The organism is Paenalicyclobacillus cellulosilyticus (assembly GCF_014647315.1).
GTDB classification, from domain to species: Bacteria; Bacillota; Bacilli; order Alicyclobacillales; family Alicyclobacillaceae; genus Alicyclobacillus_J; species Alicyclobacillus_J cellulosilyticus.
Genome location: NZ_BMOY01000001.1, coordinates 49,514 through 67,271, shown reverse-complemented (window position 1 = coordinate 67,271; position 17,758 = coordinate 49,514). Strand labels below are relative to the sequence as shown.

The window sequence follows — 17,758 nt, the reverse complement described above, 5'->3', positions numbered from 1 at the left end:
CTGATGCCCTGGGCTACACACGTGCTACAATGGGCGGGACAACGGGAAGCGAAGGAGCGATCCGGAGCGAAACCCTGAAAACCGCTCGTAGTTCGGATTGCAGGCTGCAACTCGCCTGCATGAAGGCGGAATTGCTAGTAATCGCGGATCAGCATGCCGCGGTGAATACGTTCCCGGGCCTTGTACACACCGCCCGTCACACCATGGGAGTCGGCAACACCCGAAGTCGGTGAGGTAACCCGGGGGAGACTCCGGGGGCCAGCCGCCGAAGGTGGGGTCGATGACTGGGGTGAAGTCGTAACAAGGTAGCCGTATCGGAAGGTGCGGCTGGATCACCTCCTTTCTAGGGAGCGTAGGGGTTCTTCGGGGTGTTTAGTTTTGAGGGAACCGCGGCACCTGGTCTTTCCGGGACGGGGAAGGCGAGGTGGGGCGGAACCCTTGGGTACCTTGGGAACTGGATAAGGCGACGCGGGGAAGTCAGGTGAAGATGGAAAGGGCGCACGGTGGATGCCTGGGCGCCAGGAGCCGAGGAAGGACGGGGCGAACGCCGAAACGCCACGGGGAGCTGTACGCGAGCGTGGATCCGTGGATGTCCGAATGGGGGAACCCACTGGCCGGGAGGGCCAGTACCGGTGGCGGGAAGCTGCCGGGGGCAACCGGGGGAACTGAAACATCTTAGTACCCCGAGGAGAAGAAAACAAACGTGATTCCGCAAGTAGTGGCGAGCGAACGCGGAGGAGCCTAAACCGCGCAGGTGGGAGAGGTTGCAGCCGATGCCTGTGCGGGGTCGTGGGGGTGCTGCGGTGCGGGCTGCAAACCGCACGCGAAGTGAGCAACCTGACAGGTAGCGGAACGGCATGGGAAGGCCGGCCGGAGAGGGTGAGAGCCCCGTACGCGAAACCTGTGAGGCTTCGTGGCAGCACAGCCCGAGTACCGCGGGACACGAGGAATCCCGTGGGAATCGGGGAGGACCACCTCCCAAGGCTAAATACTCCCTGGCGACCGATAGTGGAGAGTACCGTGAGGGAAAGGTGAAAAGCACCGCGGGAGCGGAGTGAAAGAGGACCTGAAACCGTGTGCCCACAAGCAGTCGGAGGGTGGCGGAAGCCGCCTGACGGCGTGCCTTTTGTAGAATGAACCGGCGAGTGATGATGGCGAGCGAGGTTAAGGCGGGGAGCCGGAGCCGGAGCGAAAGCGAGTCTGAAGAGGGCGCAAGTTCGCTGTCATCGACCCGAAACCGGGTGATCTACCCCTGGTCAGGGTGAAGTGCGGGTAGCGCCGCATGGAGGCCCGAACCCACCGGCGTTGAAAAGCCGGGGGATGAACCGGGGGTAGGGGTGAAATGCCAATCGAACCCGGAGATAGCTGGTTCTCCCCGAAATAGCTTGAGGGCTAGCGTCGGCTAAGACCGGCGGAGGTAGAGCGCTGATTGGGTGCGGGGCCCGTGGAGGGTTACCAAGCCCAGTCAAACTGCGAATGCCGCCGGGTTGGTGGCCGGCAGTCAGACCACGAGTGATAAGATCCGTGGTCGAGAGGGGAACAGCCCGGACCAACAGCTAAGGACCCGAAGTGCCAGTTGAGTGGGGAACGATGTGGCGTTGCGAAGACAACCAGGATGTTGGCTTAGAAGCAGCCATCATTGAAAGAGTGCGTAATAGCTCACTGGTCGAGTGACGCTGCGCGGAAAATGTAACGGGGCTAAACTGGCCTCCGAAGCTTTGGATGCTGCCGGAAGGCAGCGTGGTAGGGGAGCGTTCCGTAGGCGGGGAAGCCCGGGCGGGAGCCCGGGTGGAGCGTACGGAAGTGAGAATGCCGGTATGAGTAGCGAAAAGAGGGGTGAGAATCCCCTCCGCCGAAAGCCTAAGGATTCCTGGGGAAGGCTCGTCCGCCCAGGGTAAGTCGGGGCCTAAGGTGAGGCCGAAAGGCGTAGCCGAAGGGAAACTGGTGGAGAGTCCAGTACCACCCGAGCGCGTTGGAGCGATGGGGTGACGCAGGAGGAGCAGGGAAGCGGCCGGATGGAAGGGGCCGTCCAAGCGGCGAGTGGGGCGTGCAGGCAAATCCGCACGCCGGGGACCATGAGCCGTGATGGGGAGGGAAGGCAAGTACCGAAGTCCCGGGCTTCACACTGCCGAGAAAAGCCTCTAGCGAGCGCGAGGGTGCCCGTACCGGAAACCGACACAGGTAGGCGCGTGGAGGACACGAAGGCGCGCGGGAGAACTCTCGTCAAGGAACTCGGCAAACTGACCCCGTAACTTCGGGAGAAGGGGTGCTTGTCCGGGAGGGCAAGCCGCAGAGAAGAGGCCCAAGCGACTGTTTAGCAAAAACACAGGTCTCTGCGAAGCCGAAAGGCGACGTATAGGGGCTGACGCCTGCCCGGTGCTGGAAGGTTAAGAGGAGGGCTCAGGGGGCGACCCCGAAGGTCCGAATTGAAGCCCCAGTAAACGGCGGCCGTAACTATAACGGTCCTAAGGTAGCGAAATTCCTTGTCGGGTAAGTTCCGACCCGCACGAAAGGCGTAACGACTTGGGCGCTGTCTCGACGAGAGGCCCGGTGAAATTGTACTACCTGTGAAGATGCAGGTTACCCGCGGCTAGACGGAAAGACCCCGTGGAGCTTGACTGCAGCTTGATATGGGATATGGGCATGTCATGTACAGGATAGGTGGGAGACAGGGAAGCCTGGGCGCCAGCCTGGGTGGAGTCGGCGTTGGGATACCACCCTTGATATGCCTGTGTTCTAACCTGGGTAGTGGATACCCGGGGACAGTGTCAGGCGGGCAGTTTGACTGGGGCGGTCGCCTCCCAAAAGGTAACGGAGGCGCCCAAAGGTTCCCTCAGCGCGGATGGAAATCGCGCGTGGAGTGCAAAGGCAGAAGGGAGCTTGACTGCGAGACGGACAGGTCGAGCAGGGACGAAAGTCGGGCTTAGTGACCCGGTGGCACTGAGTGGAAGGGCCATCGCGCAACGGATAAAAGCTACCCCGGGGATAACAGGCTGATCTCCCCCAAGAGTCCACATCGACGGGGAGGTTTGGCACCTCGATGTCGGCTCATCGCATCCTGGGGCTGAAGCCGGTCCCAAGGGTTGGGCTGTTCGCCCATTAAAGCGGTACGCGAGCTGGGTTCAGAACGTCGTGAGACAGTTCGGTCCCTATCTGCCGCGGGCGGAGGATACGTGAGAGGGTTGGTCCCTAGTACGAGAGGACCGGGACGAACCGACCGCTGGTGTCCCAGTTGTTCCGCCAGGAGCAGCGCTGGGTAGCCAAGTCGGTGAGGGATAAGCGCTGAAAGCATCTAAGCGCGAAGCCCGCCTCGAGATGACGTATCCCATCCCGGGAAGGGAGTAAGACCCCTCAGAGACGATGAGGTAGATCGGTCCGGCGTGGAAGCGTGGTGACACGTGGAGCGGACGGATACGAATGGGTCGAGGGCTTCACCTGATGTCGCGTCGCCTTATCCAGGTCCCAAGGATGTCCCGTATCCCCGGGCGCGCTCCGGCCACGCCTTGTGCGTGCGTCGCGCGCTTGGGGATACGGGGCCCAAGCCGGGTGACAACTCGCCCGCACACCTATACATACGAAAAGTGTCCCGTATCCCCGGCCGAACGACTCGCGCCGACAGGCGCGGTTGGAGTGAGGCCGGGGATACAGGGACACGAAAGCCTGGTGGCCATAGCGGAGGGGAAACACGCGTACCCATCCCGAACACGACCGTTAAGCCCTCCAGCGCCGAGGATACTGGGAGCGGGAGCTCCCGGGAAAGTAGGACGCTGCCAGGCGAGCGAGGAAGGCGAAGGGGAGAGCGAGGCTTGGCAAACGCCAACCGCTCTCCCCTTTCGCATTTCGGAGGCACGACCTGCTTCAACGGCCCGTATCCCCGGGCGCGCTCCGACCACGCCTTGTGCGTGCGTCGCGCGCCCGGTGATACGGGGCCCAAGGCGGGTGGCAACTCACCCGCACCGGTACATACCCACGGTGTCCTGTATCCCCAAGCGCACGTTACCTGCCGCCAGGCGCAGGTGTAGCGCGCGGGGTACGGACAGAGCCGGTGGCAGCTTGCCCGCACACCGATACATACGGAAAGTGTCCCGTATCCCCGGCCGAACGACTCGCGCCGCAAGGCGCGGTCGGAGTAAGGCCGGGGATACGGGACAAGGGATACATAGAGGGGGTGCAGATCAGGTATGGATTTTACGATTGGCCCGGCAGATGCGGGGAAAAAAATGCACCGCTGGTTGCGCACACTGCTTCCGGGCATGCCGTTGTCCGGGATTTACAAGATGCTCCGCGTCGGGAGAGTCCGGCGCAATGGCCAAAAGGCCAAGCCGGATGACGTGCTGGAGGCGGGTGATACCATCCGCATCTTCATGGCGGAGGACGACTTTGCCAACGTTCGCCGCAACGAGAGAAAATTTGCCGGGGTACCGACCGATCTCGACATCGTGTACGAAGACGAGCATATGCTCATCGTCAATAAGCCGGCCGGTCTCTTGACCCACGGCGCGCCTGGAGAATACAAAGACACTTTGGTCAATCGCGTCTGGGCGTATCTCTATCGCACGGGCGGCCTCGAAGAAAGGGTATTCATGCCGGCACCCGTCCACCGTCTGGATAGAAATACAAGTGGATTGGTCATATTCGGTAAATCGGCGGCAGCGACGCAGCGTCTTACTGCGGCCATCGAGGCACGACGCATCCGGAAATGGTACCTCGCCATCGTCAAGGGTCACCCACCATCGCCAGGCGAGTTCACCTCGGAATTGGTGCGCGATCCGCACAGCAATCGAACCCGCGTCGATCCTGCGGGGCGCACCGCGGTCACGCGGTACGAAGTTCAGGTGGCGTGCGGGAAAACCAGTGTCGTCAAGGTGGAACTTGTCAGTGGACGCACGCATCAGATTCGGGCGCACTTCCAGAATGCTGGGTATCCCTTGTGGGGGGATGTCAAATACGGAGGTCCGTTGGATCGAGGTGCAGCAGGTCCATCCCACCAATGGCTGCACGCAGCGTGGTTGGAAATGGAAGACGGACAGCGCTTTTTTGCGCCGTTGCCGGCGAATTTTGTGGCCGCATTGCGCCGCTTGGGTTATACGTCCGAGATGATTGCGCGCGCCCAGGCGTTTTAACCCCTGGCCTTATGGCGTATCCGGCGCACAGCGGCGGATGGACGCCGGGACGGGCACAGGGCTGCGCTGGGTCGTCGAGATGCAGACCAATACGACATCTGCGTCGAACACAAGTTCTCGCTCCGGCAGGCGGAATATCTCTTGATGCATGGTGAAACTGGTCCGACCGACACGCAACAACCGCGTCCGCACCGCGAGTTGCTCATTCTTACGAACTTCGTGCCGGTAGTTGGCTTCCAAGTGCACCATGACGGTGATGATGCCTTCGGCGAGCAGCGTGTCGTAATCCGAGCCCGTCCGTTCAAACCAGTCGTCGCGTCCCCACTCGAGGTATTCCAGATATTTCGCGTTGTTGACATGACCATTGACATCGATGTCCGTCGACCGCACGGTGATGCAGATCTCCGATTCCACTGCGTCCAACCTCCAGCATGTCGCGTGTTCAAGTTTACCACACCCGTGCTTCCCCGTGCATGGTTCATGTACGGCGGCATTCGCATATCCTCGCCTGCGACCGGACAAGGTAACGTGCAGATATCCTTCGTACCGCAGGGCTCCCTTGCGGCTCGCGGCAAAGACCCTGGAGGTCCGCGTGCAAGGGAAGCATCAACGCATGAGGTGCCTCATCCATGAACGTTTCCCGTCAAGGACGGATGTCTCTCGCCGCGCTTGCCGTACTGGTCGGCAGTGTCACCGGTTCGCCCCGTTCCGGTGCACAGGTGACCGCATCGCTTCCGTCGTCGGAAGAACTGTTGCCCATCTACCGGGAGGCGGCAGCCCGTTATGACGTGCCTTGGCCGTATCTGGCCGCCATTGACCGGTACGCCGAACTCACCAAACCCAAATCCGTACGTGAGGAAGCGCCTTACTACGGGTATGCATTTCATCCCGCCCTTTGGTCGGGGATCGCCAATCCACAGCCGTACGACTATCATCCCTTCACCATCCGGCTGTTCGGCGGCTTAGGTCTCGACGGCGATCACGATGGTCTGGCGGTGCCGTGGGACGCGCGTGATCGGGTTTTGGCTATGGCACGCTGGATCGATCACCACGTGGGTGAGTCGGAGGTCGAGGAAGCGGTATGGGAGATGTTTCAAGACCCCGTCGCGGTGGACAGGGTCAATGGGTTTGCGCGGATTTACCAGCGCTTTGGCTGGAATCCAACCGGCCATTGCTTCCCGATCCCCAAACGGTACCCGTATACCGTGAAGCACACGTTCGGGGCAGGACGAAGCTGGGGCGGGCGGCGCATCCACGAAGGCGTGGACATTTTCGCCCACTACGGTACGCCGGTGCTGGCGTCTTGTTACGGATATGTGGAACTCAAGGGATGGAACCGGTACGGGGGCTGGCGGATTGGGATCCGGGATCTCCATAATGTGTACTATTACTATGCGCATTTATCCAGCTTCGCCAAGGGATTGCGTCGCGGCGACGTGGTGCAACCTGGCCAGGTCATTGGTTACGTGGGCAGCAGCGGGTACGGTCCACCTGGGACGAGCGGCAAGTTTCCGCCCCATTTGCATTTTGGGTTGTACAAAGACACGGGCAGGCACGAATGGGCGTTCAATCCTTCCCCGCTGTTGGCGCAATGGGAACGGCTGCCGCAACACGTGATCTATGCAAATCGATGACGCCTCTCGTTGAATTGTCCCCATCTTTCCTCGTACAATGAGCGTGAGTATGCGGAGGAGGATGGGGTTCGTGCGACGCCGGCTCACGGGATTCATCATCATCAGCATCGTGTTTGAAGTCATCGCGCTCCTGTCCAGGATCCGGGCAGCGGCGTGGGTGGTCGATGCTTGCATCATCTTGTTGGCGATGTATTTGTTGGTGTTGGCCGTTCAAGGATGGCGCCGGCAGAAGCGGATCGACCTGCCGCCGAGCATGCCGGGCCATGTCGTGCGGCGGCGGCATTGGCGTCTGTTTTGAACCACGCGATTTCGTCACATGATGAGCCACGCATACAGAGTGGGGGGCGGTGTGCCATCGAAGGGAAGCCTGCTTCGCTTTCGCGCACCATCATGACCGATCTCGTCCTGCCGCCGGATACCAACAACCTGGGGACGATGTTCGGCGGTCGCGTGATGGCGTACGTGGACAAAATCGCCAGCATTGCCGGCATGCGCCACGCGCGGCGTACCGTCGTCACCGCATCGACCGACAGCTTTGACTTCCTGCAGCCTATCCGCGTCGGAGAAGCGATTCGGTTGGAGGCGTTTGTGACGTGGACGCACCGCACGTCCATGGAGGTCTTCGTGAAGATTGAGACGGAAAACCTCATGACGGGGGAAGTCAAACTGAACGGAACCTCCTATTTGACGTTTGTGGCGCTCGGCGATGACGGGCGCCCGGTTCCGGTTCCGCCCGTGATCCCGGAGACAGAAGAAGAAAAGTGGCATCATGCGACGGCACCGCTTCGCTACGAGATGAGGCAACGGCGTCGCGAGGAACGCAAGATGCGGTCCAGTCCGCCTCTTGTGTGATCGGTTCTGGTCGTCTTGCGGGCGAAGCCATCCTCCTTCCCGTGGTGGTTGTCTGCCAAGACCAGCAGGCGGTATGCTATCCTTCGGACTCAGTTTGACGAGTGGAGTGACATGGATGATGGGACAAGCTGAGGCGGTGTCGTACACGAAGACAAATGTCGGGGTGAGCATGCTCCAGCACCGCTGGCTCAGATGGATACCTTACGCGCTCGCCATCTTTCCGTTGGTGGATTTTACATTGCGTATGCACGGCATTCACCCTGTCGGTGTGATTTGGGATAAGGTGGTACTGATCGTCCTTGCCGTATGGGCAGGGTTGCGTTATGTGGCTGGATTCCGGCCCGCGTTTCACACTTGGTACCGGTTTGCGGGTTGGTTCATCCTCTTCACCATGGGGCTGATGTTCGCAGGTTTGGCCCACCCGGTCGTGGCCATTCAGGGATTCCGCATCGATGTCTATTACATCCTGTACGCGCTCTTGCTGCCGTTTGCAGTGGAAGCGAAGGACGTACCCAAACTGTTGCATCTCGGCGTCAGCCTCGCCATCCTCATCGGGTTGCATGGAATTTACCAGTATATCATGAAGACGCCGACCCCATCGGCGTGGGTGAACGTCGGCGAACATGTCCGGACGAGGGTCTTCTCCGTCCTGCAGAGTCCGAACGAGTTGGGATCGTACATGGCGTTGATGAGCCCCTTGTTGATTGGCTTCTCTTTATATGAGCAACACCGGCTGCGTAAATGGGTCTATGCGGCGGGTGCGCTGTTTTGCCTGATAGCGATGTTGTTGACGTTCACGCGCGGGGCATGGATGGCGCTGGCCCTCGCGGTGTTCGTGATGGCGGTGCTCTTTGAGCGCAGGCTGCTCATCCTTCTCTTGCTGCTGGCGTTGGCTGCGTTTTTTGTTCCGCCGATTCACCACCGCATCGAGGATCTGCTCACACCGGTATATTGGATCAAGTCGGCTCAGGCCGGACGCATCGCCCGCTGGCTCACCGCGTTCGATACGATGAGCACCAATCCGCTCCTCGGCATCGGGGTGGGGCATTACGGCGGCGCCGTGGCGGCGATTTATTTGAACGGCACGTACTCGGACAACTACTATGCCAAGACGCTCGGGGAGACCGGGATCATCGGCTTGACGTTGTTCATCGCCATGCACCTCGCTTTGTTTCGTGACCTGTTTCAAAAGTGCATTTCGGCGGTGCGGGGGAAGAAACGGTATGTGATGATCGGCGGCGTGACCGGGTTGTTGGCCGTCCTCATCCACAACAGCCTGGAAAACGTGTTTGAGTTTGCGCCGATGGCGGCCACCTATTTTGTCTATGCCGCGCTGTTGTTGATCTGGGCACAGGCAGGGGAGGACGAACATGCGGAGGTTTGACGGTCGTTGGATGGCGCTCCTTGGTTACGCAGCTTGGGCGTTGTTCGTCAACGCCGTCAACGTCTGGTTGATCACGCCGATGGTCGAAGACTATGCGCTCTTTGGCGTGATCGGGTTGTTCGTACTGATCCTGCTCTTTGTCGTGAGCATCCCCCCGCAGTGGCGCCGACGCTGGATCGTGTTGACGCTGTTTTCCCTCCTGCTCGGCAATGGCATCGCGAGTTTGGCGACCTTCCCCGCAGGTGCCATGGTGGGCGGGGCTTTGCTGATGACCTGCGGTTTGATGGCGCTGGCGTGGATTTTCGCACGGGTGAGGCTCCTCGGGATGGCGGCGGCGGCGGTCGCGGTGTTTCTCGCCAACCTGTGGCTTCCCATGAGCGAGTGGCCGTTTCTGACGCATTTTGACGTGGTGTACTACGGCCGGCTTCGCTTGAATCCGGCGGACATGACGGCCCCGCCGTTTGTGGTGGTGCACACCCGGAGCGGCGAAGCGGTGCTTTCATTGACCAACGTGGTCGAGCATCGGGATGAATTGCTTTCCACTGCGAAAACCCTGGGTCAACACCCGAATGACCTCAACGATTTGTTGGTAAACTATGGACATCGGTATGAGTTTGTGGAAATCCGGCAAACGGACGGCCGGTTTGTGGAGGTATCACCGCCTCCTGAGGACTTGGCCGCGGTGGATCCGAACGGATTGGTGCGCTCATTTTTTCCGTTTACACGCGCGGGGTGGATGCTGGAAAACGGGAAATTGGTCCAATTCATGGACCCCACGGTCGATCCGCGGCAAGCGGTGCGCTTGACGTTCGATACGGCCAACCTGCCGGCGGATGTATTGAACCTTGCTCAAGCGACCCGGCAACAGGAGATTGCGGACTGGCGCGATGTCCTCCGCCAGCTGGGCGTGCGGCCGCTGGCGCCGACGCTCGCCATCGATGGCGGCAGGCTCGTCGGCCGGATCGATGGGACGCGGGTGAACGTGCCGGTCGCCGGGACGGCGGTGGTGGGTTACGGCGCATTCACCGCGCCGGGCGCACGGCAGGTGCTGGTTGAAGGGGCGAACGTCCTGCAGGTGGTGTCGCTGACGCCGGCACCGGGGCGCGTGGTGGCGACCTACCGTTCGAGCGCCCGGATGCCGCTTCCGAATGACATCGTGATTGGCCCTGTCGACAACTCGGGACGGGATGCGGTGTTTGTCAACACAAGTCCCGCCTTTATCCTGCAGGTGGAAGCGAACGGCACATGGCGCAAGCTGTACACGGCCACCAGCCCGACCATGCGCTTTGAGGCGGCGCTCAAGCTCGACCATGACCAGTATCCGGAGATCATCACCGACGATCCGAGCTTGTTGCGCGACAACCCCATCCGCTATTTTTCGTCGTACACGTACCGCGACGGCCAGTTGTACCGCAATTGGCGGGTCTATCACACCAACGTGGTGAACGTGACACCGGTCCAGTTCACCAAGGGCGGACCGACGTACGTGATCGCGGGCGTGTATGCGAGCGGAAAGTTTGTTGTGCTCAAGCGCCACGACCTGCCTGTGGTTCCGGTGACTTCGGCGTTGCTCGCCGCAGTGCTGGCGGCAGGTTGGGTGTTGCGATGGCGTGCGAGAGGAGCGAACCAGGGATGACCAGACCAGATAGCCCGAGGCGGTGGCTGACGGTGATGTGTGCGGGGCTGATGGCGGGCTTGCTGGCCGGGTGCGCTCCCACACCGGGCGTGATGTCGATGCAGGCATCCACTGAGCAAACGCAGGCGAGCTTGGTGAAGGACGGTTGGACGGTGCTTCGGCTCGCGGTGGCGCGATCGCGGATGGTTCGTCTGTATAAAGTGAAGATGGACGTGGATGTCGCGCAAGGGCCTTTGCACAGCCAATTCAGCGTCTACGGCATGGTCCATGCGCCGGACATGGCCTTGCTGAGCTTTCACTCGTTGAATTCGAACACGCGTTTCTACCAGCAAGGGAAAGTGGCGTACGTACAGGAGTACAAACGGTGGAGTCAAACGAGCCCCATGTTCAATCTGGATGCGTTCGCGCCCTACCAGCACATCATGACATGGGCGCAGGCACGAGGCGTTTCTGTGTTCCAGTTGCCGGATACGTACGTGATCGATCAATACTGCCATGTGTATCAAGCGACCATCCCGATGGCAGCGGAGCGGCCGTTGGGCTTGTGGAACGGGGCGCCCATCGCGAGCGGACCTTCCGCCGCCGTGCTGTACACGTTTTATGTCGGGACAAAAGACGGCGCATTGCACGAGGTCCAGACGGCGACCGTCGGGGCCATCGCGGCCGTCGGCGCGGTGGAGATCGACACGGATGCGATGTTTTTCGACTTTGATAACAAAGACGCCGAGGTCAAACTCCCCAATGACCTGTTCGGACAGTTGGTGGGGATGAGCCATCAGGGTTAAGCGGTGCGTCTGCCGGGCGTCGCGCTGCGGGCGCAACCAGGGGACAGCCTGAGACCGCGGTCCTGCAGTGCGCAGACGCCCCGCGGATTTCCCTTGTCTCGCATCAGCGGCGTATGTTATAGTGGAGAGCGTGTGACTACGTGGTCCTCTGTCAGGTGTGCTGACATGAACACGAACGGGAAGGAGGCCGTACCATGTTGGACATCCTGCGGGCGGTGACGCAAGACCAGTTGCGGTCGGACATCCCGGATTTTCGCCCTGGGGATACGGTGCGCGTCCATGTAAAGGTCCGCGAAGGCCAGCGCGAACGGGTGCAGGTGTTTGAAGGCATCGTCATCCGGCGCCGCGGCAGCGGGATCAGCGAGACGTACACGGTGCGCAAGATCTCGTACGGCGTCGGCGTGGAGCGCACGTTCCCGCTGCATTCGCCGAACGTGGAGAAGATTGAGGTCGTCCGGCGGGGTAAGGTGCGCCGCGCGCGGTTGTACTATCTGCGTGGCCTGTCAGGCAAAGCGGCGCGCATCAAGGATAAGGATCAGCGATAAGCGGCATGGGTTGCGGCTCGCCGTGATGGGCGCGCACCCGCGCCGGTGGGTCCGCTTGCGCGCGGACTGGCCGGATTTGGCAGGAGGCCGGGGAGTGGCCTCCTTTTTTATTTCCTGCCTTGACGGAGCGCCCATTGGTATCGTCACCGCTGCAGGGTACAATGAGGCGGACGGATGCACGTACCGGCGGAGGTGAGCAGGATGCAACCGATTCATTGGTTTCCGGGGCACATGGCGAAGGCGAAGCGGCAGATCCAAGAGGCGCTCGCGCTGGTCGACGTGGTGACGGAACTGGTGGACGCCAGATTGCCGCAGGCGAGCGCCAATCCAATGCTGCGCCAGATCGCGGGTCAGAAACCGCGCGCCGTGGTGATGACGCGGATTGACCTGGCCGATCCTCTGCAGACGCGGCGTTGGGAATGGTTTTTGCAACGCCAAGGTGCCAAGGTCGTGGGGGTGGATGCCCGCAGCGGCGAAGGCGTGCGCGCTTTGTTTGCCGTATGGGAAGAGGCGGTGGCCGAGAAACGCGCCAGGGAACGGCAGCGCGGCCTGCGTCCTCGGCCCGTCCGGACGATGGTGGTGGGGATTCCGAACGTTGGGAAATCGTCGCTCATCAATCGCCTCGCCGGCAGGGCGGCAACGAAGACGGGTGACCTCCCTGGCGTGACGAAGGCTGCGCAGTGGATTCGCCTCGGACACGTCGAATTGCTCGATACACCGGGCGTCCTGTGGCCCAAGTTGGACGATGAACACACGGCGTACAAATTGGCGGTCAGCGGGGCCATCAAGTCCGAGGTGTTGGATATTCCTTCCGTCTGTGCTTATTTTCTGCTCTTTGCCGCCCGCCATTATCCGCAGTTGCTGCAAGCACGATACGGTCTGACAGAACTTCCGCAAGGCACGTGGACGGATGCACAAACCGCCTGGGAGATGGTGGAACCTGTGCTGCAAGAGATCGCCCGTCGGCGCGGGATGTTGCGGCAAGGGGGGGTGCCCGACGCGGAGCGCGCGAGCGAGCTGGTGTTGCGCGAGGTCCAGACAGGCCGGATCGGCCGGATGACGTTCGAGTGGGCGCCACAGGAGCGCTTGGACGAAGCGGCACGGAAGGATGAGCCTGGAACTGAGGATGAGGGATGAAGGCAGGGTTGATGCGGGAGAACAAATGTTCTCCTCGACGTGCTGGCCAAATGCCGAAAGGATCGGTAGACTGGTCATCAAGAGACAGGATGTTCGCGTGTGGGAAGCGAAGGACGGAATGAACATGCAGGCAGCGAGACGACAGCGCATGCGCGAGATCGCCATGCGTTTATGGCAGCGGGAGCAGGAACTGCGGCTTGGCGCAGGGGTGGTCGCCGGGGTGGACGAAGCCGGGCGAGGCTGTTTGGCGGGCCCGGTGGTCTGTGCCGCGGTGGTATTGGACGGGCCGCCCGAACGGTGGATCGGCATTCACGACTCGAAAGCTTTACGCAAGGCGCAACGGGAAGAGATGTACGCGTACATACTCCGGCATGCCCGCCAAGTTTCTGTGGCGTATGCGACGGCAGGCGAGATTGACCAATGGAACATCCTCGAAGCTTCCCGGTTGGCGATGGGGCGGGCACTGCAAGGTTTGCACGGTGTCGAGGTGGCGCTGGTCGACGGACCGCACGTGCCGGCCCAAGTGCCTGCAGGTGTTCGCGTGGTGCCGGTGGTCGACGGGGATGCCACCTGCCTGTCCATCGCAGCGGCGTCCATCGTGGCCAAGGTGGTGCGCGATCGCCATATGGCGCGGCTTGGTGAACGGTATGCTGTGTACGGGTTCGCGCAAAACGCCGGATACGCGACGCCGGATCACCTGCGGGCGTTGGCGGCATACGGGGTGTGTCCGGAGCACCGGCGGTCGTTTGCGCCGGTTCAGCGTGTTCTGCGCGGGGAGCCGCGGCGGGAGCAGCAGGCGTACGCAGGAAGCGGCCGGGGACAGCCGCGTCCTCTTACGCACAGCGGTTTTGCGCCATGTGCGGATCCGTTGCTGTGATATGATTCGGGCCGCGGCAAACCCGCATGCGTTCCACCACGATACACGGTGTCACGGCGCGCAGGAGGGGAGACGATGGATGCCCAGATTCGCGGTGTGTCCCAAACATCCCCGGTCGAGCGGGCACGGCCGCCCGAACCGGCAGGACGGGGCGGACCTGCTCAGGCAGCGCCGACCCCTGCCCGGACCGAGCGCACGGAGGCCGTTTCATCCGCACGCGGCGCAGAGGGTGAGGCCGTCCCGCGCGCGTGGTCGGCGAGTGCGCAGATGCCGCTGGCGTTGCTTGCCGACCCAAGGTGGGAGCGTACGGAGTGGGCCTGGCGTCCCTGGCTGGTGGTGGCGGCAGCCGGTGCACCGGGCGGCGAGGAGGCGGCGGCTCCCGCGTTATGGCGCCTCCTGGAGGAACTGGCACAAGATGGTGTACCTTCGCTCCGCCATGGTCCCGCTGTCTCGGATGGTGGCAACGTACCGGAAGGAACGCCGCGCTGGGTGTGGGAGGGCCGTGTGCCGGGCGCCATCGTCCCGTTGCAAACGGTGAACAAAGAGCAGTTTGTGCGGCAGCCGGCGCCGCTGCGGCGCGCCATCCTCGCGGACCGGCTGCGGGCGGCCGTGCGTGCGGAAGGCCAGCCACAGACCGGAGACGGCCTGTTTTTCCCGGCGGCGTGGCGTGTTTCCGGCGAACAGCCGGGTGCGGACACATCGTCTGCTGACCATGCGCGCGCGGTGCCGTGGTCGGCTGAACGCTGGACGCGGCTCGCAGGAAACCGCTTGGTGCACCGCGTGCAATTGACGGTATGGTATGGCGGGTCGCCCGTGCGCATCGACATGCTCGCCGCGCAGCCGGCGTTGTTTCTGCACATCGCGACGGACGACAGGCGGTTGCAGCAAAACCTGCGCGCGCAGGCGGACGCGTTGCGCGCCGGACTCGAAGCGTCCGGGTGGACGCTCATCCGGTGGTCGGTCGGTCCGTTGGCGGAGGAGGCAGATGCGCCATGACCCCGAAGTGGCGGCGGGCGGTCGCGCTGCGTTACGAACAGTCGCGGGACGCGGCGCCGCGCGTCACGGCCAAAGGCGCGGGCGCCGTGGCGGAAGCGATATTGCGCGCGGCCCGCGCTGCGGACGTCCCCATCCACGAAGACCCCGCGTTGGTCGACGCGTTGATGGCGCTTGAGGTCGACAGCGTCATTCCGCCTGAGTTGTATCCTGTGGTGGCGGAAGTGTTGGCGGTGGTGTACCGTGCGCGCGAACAGGACGGACATCGGGCGCCTGGGTGAACAGTTTGCGGCAGAATACGTCGAACGCTGTCTGGGTTGGCGGGTGGTGGCGCGCAACTGGCGCACGCGCCGCGGCGAACTCGACTTGGTCGCGCTCGACGGGGAGACGCTTGTGATGGTCGAGGTGCGCACTCGTCAGACGGACAGGTACGGCACCCCGGAAGAATCGGTGGACGCCCGCAAGGTGAACCGGTTGTTGCGCGTCGCGCGGCAGTTCGTCGCGCAGACGCCAGGGTTTGCGGCTGCGGAGGTTCGTTTCGATCTGATTGCGGTCGACGTGGCGGACGGGATGGTAGGGCAGTTTCGGCACGTGCGCCGCATCACCGACGACGTCGCGTGGTGACGCCAGTCAACGCGCGGGTGCGGGAGAGGGCGGCATCCGCCACGCGATGGCTTCTTCCACATGCCGGGTGGTGACACCGTCCTGCCCGTCCAGGGCTGCGATGGTCGCCGCGATGTGGCGGGCTGAAGCCAGTGCGCGTTGCGACCAACGCAGTGTCCGCGCCGCCCGCGTGAGCAGGTGGGCCGCGCCTTGGTCCATCGCGGGACTTTGTCCCGCAGTACGCCAGCAGGCAAGGCGGGCTTGGGCAGCCTCTACCCGGGCCCGCCATTGCCGGGAGGAGAGGGCTTCATCCCAGCTCTCCGCCGCCCGGGTTCCGTGCTGGCGCGGGCCCACCGGGATGAGCAGGTCAATCCGGTCGAGCAGCGGGCCCGAAAGATTGGCCCAGTACCGGGTGACGGCCGCGTCGGGGCAGCGGCACTCGCCAAAGCCTCGCTGACCGCATGGGCAGGGGTTGCAAGCAGCAATGAGGATGAAATCGGCAGGCAGCCGGGTGGTGCGCGCGTTGCGGGTCAACCGGACCGACTTGGTGACGAGGGGTTCACGGATGCTGTCGAGCACCGGCCGGGAGAACTCCAGCAGCTCATCCAAAAACAGGACGCCGTGGTGCGCGAGCGTCACCTCGCCGGGGAGCAACTGATTGCCGCCGCCGATCAGTCCGGCTGCGGTGACCGAGTGGTGCGGCGAACGGGTGACCGGGCGGCGGGAGCGCGGAGGCTCCAGGCCGGCGGCTTGGAAAATGGCGTGCACCTCGAGCGCTTCCATTTCGGACAGATTGGGGAGGATGGTGGCGAACCGTTCTGCCAACGAGGTCTTGCCACACCCTGGCGGGCCTATCAAGAGCGCGTGCAGCCGGCCCGCGGCGGCGATGGCGAGTGCGCGCTTCGCTTCCGCCATCCCGGAGAGTTCAGCCATGTCGAGCAGATCGACACCCATCTCCCAGCAGGCAGCCGGGTGCAGCTCTGCCGAGCAAGCGCGGTCCGGTTGGCGCAAGGCGGTGACCACCTCCGCCAGGCTGGAAAACGACAGCCAGGCAAGTCCCGGCACCGGCAGGCAGTCATCCGCCTGGTCGCGGGCGAGCACCGCGCAGGGGAGCCCGTGGCGACAGAATGCGAGCCCGAGATTCACCAGCCCCTGTACAGGTGCGAGGGAACCATCGAGCCGCAGCTCCGCAGCGAAGCCCCATGCGCTGCCGGAGTGCGGCGGGACGATACCTGCCGCGCGCAGCATCGCGATCGCGATGGCCAAATCGAGTCCGGCGCCGCGTTTGCGAAAGCTGGCCGGCGAGAGGTTCACCGTGATGCGCCGGTTCGGGAATTCAATCCCGGCATTGCGCAGCGCCGCGCGGATGCGCAAGCGGGATTCGTTGACCGCGGAGTCCGGCAGCCCGACGATGGAAAACTGGGGCAGGCCGTGACTCACATCCGCTTCGACGCGGATCAACATCCCGTCGACGCCGTCGAGCACGGCGCCCATGGCTGTACCGTACATGCGCATCACCCTTTCTTCATCCATCACGTGGTGGCAACAGGCCGGAGACGATATATTTTTTAAATAACAACTCGTGTGCGGGCGGGCCATGACGTAGGGGAGAAACCGCTATCGTCGAGGGGAACGCTGGCGGCCGACCCTCCTCGCCTCCGCGCACGCTGGGGGAATGAAGCATGGCGCGTCCGACGCGCAGGGAGAGGACACCGCGAGGCAGCCGGCCGAAAGGAGGGACGGGGCGCGGTCAGGTGATTGATTTGAACCAATGGCGGGCGAGGCGCAAGTCCAAAACCATTCCCTTTCCAGCGCAGCCAAGGTTCGGCGTCCTCGACGGGATCGCCGCAGCGTTGGCGGCATCCGCGGCGGTGAGCGCGTTGGCCAGTTGCGTTCCTTGGCGCGGTGGGCTCGGCAGCGTGCTGTTCACCTGGAGCATCGGGACGGCAGGCGGTTTGCTCAGCTTGGCGTCACCCCCCGACCGGCGTGTCGCGAAGCGGATGCTGACGGTGTTTCTGGCGAGCTTGTTGTTGTCGCTCGTGGCGGCGGGCGTCCGCTTGGCGTGGTGACCAGACCGTTTGCGGGGACTGGGCTTCTTTGCTGCAGGTTGTCAAAGGCTGCCGGGTAATCTATCTTAGAGAAGGGCTCTGACGCACAAGCCTTGGCGTCTGTGAGCAGACAGCAGAGGA

16 protein-coding genes and 3 rRNA genes (1 of these 19 only partly in view) are annotated in these 17,758 nt (G+C 62.9%); 17 read left to right on the top strand and 2 right to left on the bottom strand.

Annotated features, from left to right (window positions below; translation table 11 throughout):
• The 4 genes from IEX97_RS00345 to IEX97_RS00330 all read left to right on the top strand — a co-directional run.
• Window positions 1-343 (top strand): 16S ribosomal RNA (locus IEX97_RS00345); it begins 1,216 nt to the left of the window's first position.
• Between the two features lie 137 nt (window positions 344-480).
• Window positions 481-3,438, top strand: a 23S ribosomal RNA gene (locus IEX97_RS00340).
• Window positions 3,439-3,659: 221 nt separating this feature from the next.
• A 5S ribosomal RNA gene (gene rrf, locus IEX97_RS00335) occupies window positions 3,660-3,776 on the top strand.
• Together the 16S, 23S and 5S rRNA genes form the textbook arrangement of a ribosomal RNA operon.
• A 405-nt stretch (window positions 3,777-4,181) precedes the next feature.
• A complete protein-coding gene (locus IEX97_RS00330; protein ID WP_188880467.1) occupies window positions 4,182-5,123 on the top strand; it encodes an RluA family pseudouridine synthase in 942 nt (313 codons plus the stop codon).
• 9 nt (window positions 5,124-5,132) lie between these two features.
• On the opposite strand, the gene IEX97_RS00325 is transcribed toward IEX97_RS00330, so the two are convergent.
• Window positions 5,133-5,537 carry an acyl-CoA thioesterase gene (locus tag IEX97_RS00325; RefSeq protein ID WP_188880535.1) on the bottom strand — a complete coding sequence of 135 codons (405 nt, stop codon included), beginning with the start codon at window positions 5,535-5,537 and terminating at the stop codon, window positions 5,133-5,135.
• Between the two features lie 215 nt (window positions 5,538-5,752).
• On the opposite strand from IEX97_RS00325, the gene IEX97_RS00320 reads away from it, so the two are divergent.
• The 12 genes from IEX97_RS00320 (at window position 5,753) to IEX97_RS00265 (ending at window position 15,590) form a co-directional block, all read left to right on the top strand.
• Window positions 5,753-6,757 (top strand): M23 family metallopeptidase, encoded by a 1,005-nt coding sequence (locus tag IEX97_RS00320; RefSeq protein ID WP_229776157.1) that lies wholly within the window; start codon window positions 5,753-5,755, stop codon window positions 6,755-6,757.
• A gap of 61 nt (window positions 6,758-6,818) precedes the next feature.
• Entirely contained in the window at window positions 6,819-7,055 is a 237-nt protein-coding gene (locus tag IEX97_RS00315) for a hypothetical protein (RefSeq protein ID WP_188880466.1), read from the top strand.
• Window positions 7,056-7,147: 92 nt separating this feature from the next.
• Window positions 7,148-7,609: an acyl-CoA thioesterase gene (locus tag IEX97_RS00310; protein ID WP_229776155.1), complete on the top strand. Its 462-nt coding sequence runs from the start codon at window positions 7,148-7,150 to the stop codon at window positions 7,607-7,609.
• A gap of 115 nt (window positions 7,610-7,724) precedes the next feature.
• On the top strand, window positions 7,725-8,993 hold the full coding sequence (locus tag IEX97_RS00305; protein WP_188880465.1) for an O-antigen ligase family protein: 1,269 nt from the start codon (window positions 7,725-7,727) through the stop codon (window positions 8,991-8,993).
• The gene (locus IEX97_RS00300; protein WP_188880464.1) at window positions 8,980-10,629 is read left to right on the top strand and encodes a US12 family protein; all 1,650 of its coding nucleotides are present in this window, start codon (window positions 8,980-8,982) and stop codon (window positions 10,627-10,629) included. Before IEX97_RS00305 ends, IEX97_RS00300 begins: the two co-directional genes overlap by 14 nt.
• Window positions 10,626-11,414 (top strand): hypothetical protein, encoded by a 789-nt coding sequence (locus IEX97_RS00295; protein WP_188880463.1) that lies wholly within the window; start codon window positions 10,626-10,628, stop codon window positions 11,412-11,414. Before IEX97_RS00300 ends, IEX97_RS00295 begins: the two co-directional genes overlap by 4 nt.
• A 194-nt stretch (window positions 11,415-11,608) precedes the next feature.
• The gene (rplS, locus tag IEX97_RS00290; protein WP_188880462.1) at window positions 11,609-11,959 is read left to right on the top strand and encodes a 50S ribosomal protein L19; all 351 of its coding nucleotides are present in this window, start codon (window positions 11,609-11,611) and stop codon (window positions 11,957-11,959) included.
• A 201-nt stretch (window positions 11,960-12,160) separates the two neighbouring features.
• Window positions 12,161-13,096, top strand: coding sequence for a ribosome biogenesis GTPase YlqF (ylqF, locus tag IEX97_RS00285; RefSeq protein ID WP_188880461.1), 936 nt, complete (start codon window positions 12,161-12,163; stop codon window positions 13,094-13,096).
• A gap of 124 nt (window positions 13,097-13,220) precedes the next feature.
• The gene (locus IEX97_RS00280) at window positions 13,221-13,973 is read left to right on the top strand and encodes a ribonuclease HII (protein ID WP_229776154.1); all 753 of its coding nucleotides are present in this window, start codon (window positions 13,221-13,223) and stop codon (window positions 13,971-13,973) included.
• A gap of 75 nt (window positions 13,974-14,048) precedes the next feature.
• The gene (locus tag IEX97_RS00275; protein WP_188880460.1) at window positions 14,049-14,969 is read left to right on the top strand and encodes a hypothetical protein; all 921 of its coding nucleotides are present in this window, start codon (window positions 14,049-14,051) and stop codon (window positions 14,967-14,969) included.
• Window positions 14,966-15,247, top strand: coding sequence for an EscU/YscU/HrcU family type III secretion system export apparatus switch protein (locus IEX97_RS00270; RefSeq protein ID WP_188880459.1), 282 nt, complete (start codon window positions 14,966-14,968; stop codon window positions 15,245-15,247). Before IEX97_RS00275 ends, IEX97_RS00270 begins: the two co-directional genes overlap by 4 nt.
• The gene (locus tag IEX97_RS00265) at window positions 15,210-15,590 is read left to right on the top strand and encodes a YraN family protein (RefSeq protein ID WP_188880458.1); all 381 of its coding nucleotides are present in this window, start codon (window positions 15,210-15,212) and stop codon (window positions 15,588-15,590) included. The genes IEX97_RS00270 and IEX97_RS00265 overlap by 38 nt, the downstream gene beginning before the upstream one ends.
• A 6-nt stretch (window positions 15,591-15,596) precedes the next feature.
• Here IEX97_RS00265 and IEX97_RS00260 read toward each other — a convergent pair whose 3' ends face one another.
• Window positions 15,597-17,084 (bottom strand): YifB family Mg chelatase-like AAA ATPase, encoded by a 1,488-nt coding sequence (locus tag IEX97_RS00260; protein ID WP_229776172.1) that lies wholly within the window; start codon window positions 17,082-17,084, stop codon window positions 15,597-15,599.
• Between the two features lie 167 nt (window positions 17,085-17,251).
• Here IEX97_RS00260 and IEX97_RS00255 point away from each other — a divergent pair, with 167 nt between their 5' ends.
• A complete protein-coding gene (locus IEX97_RS00255) occupies window positions 17,252-17,638 on the top strand; it encodes a hypothetical protein (RefSeq protein WP_188880456.1) in 387 nt (128 codons plus the stop codon).
• Window positions 17,639-17,758: the final 120 nt, after the last annotated feature.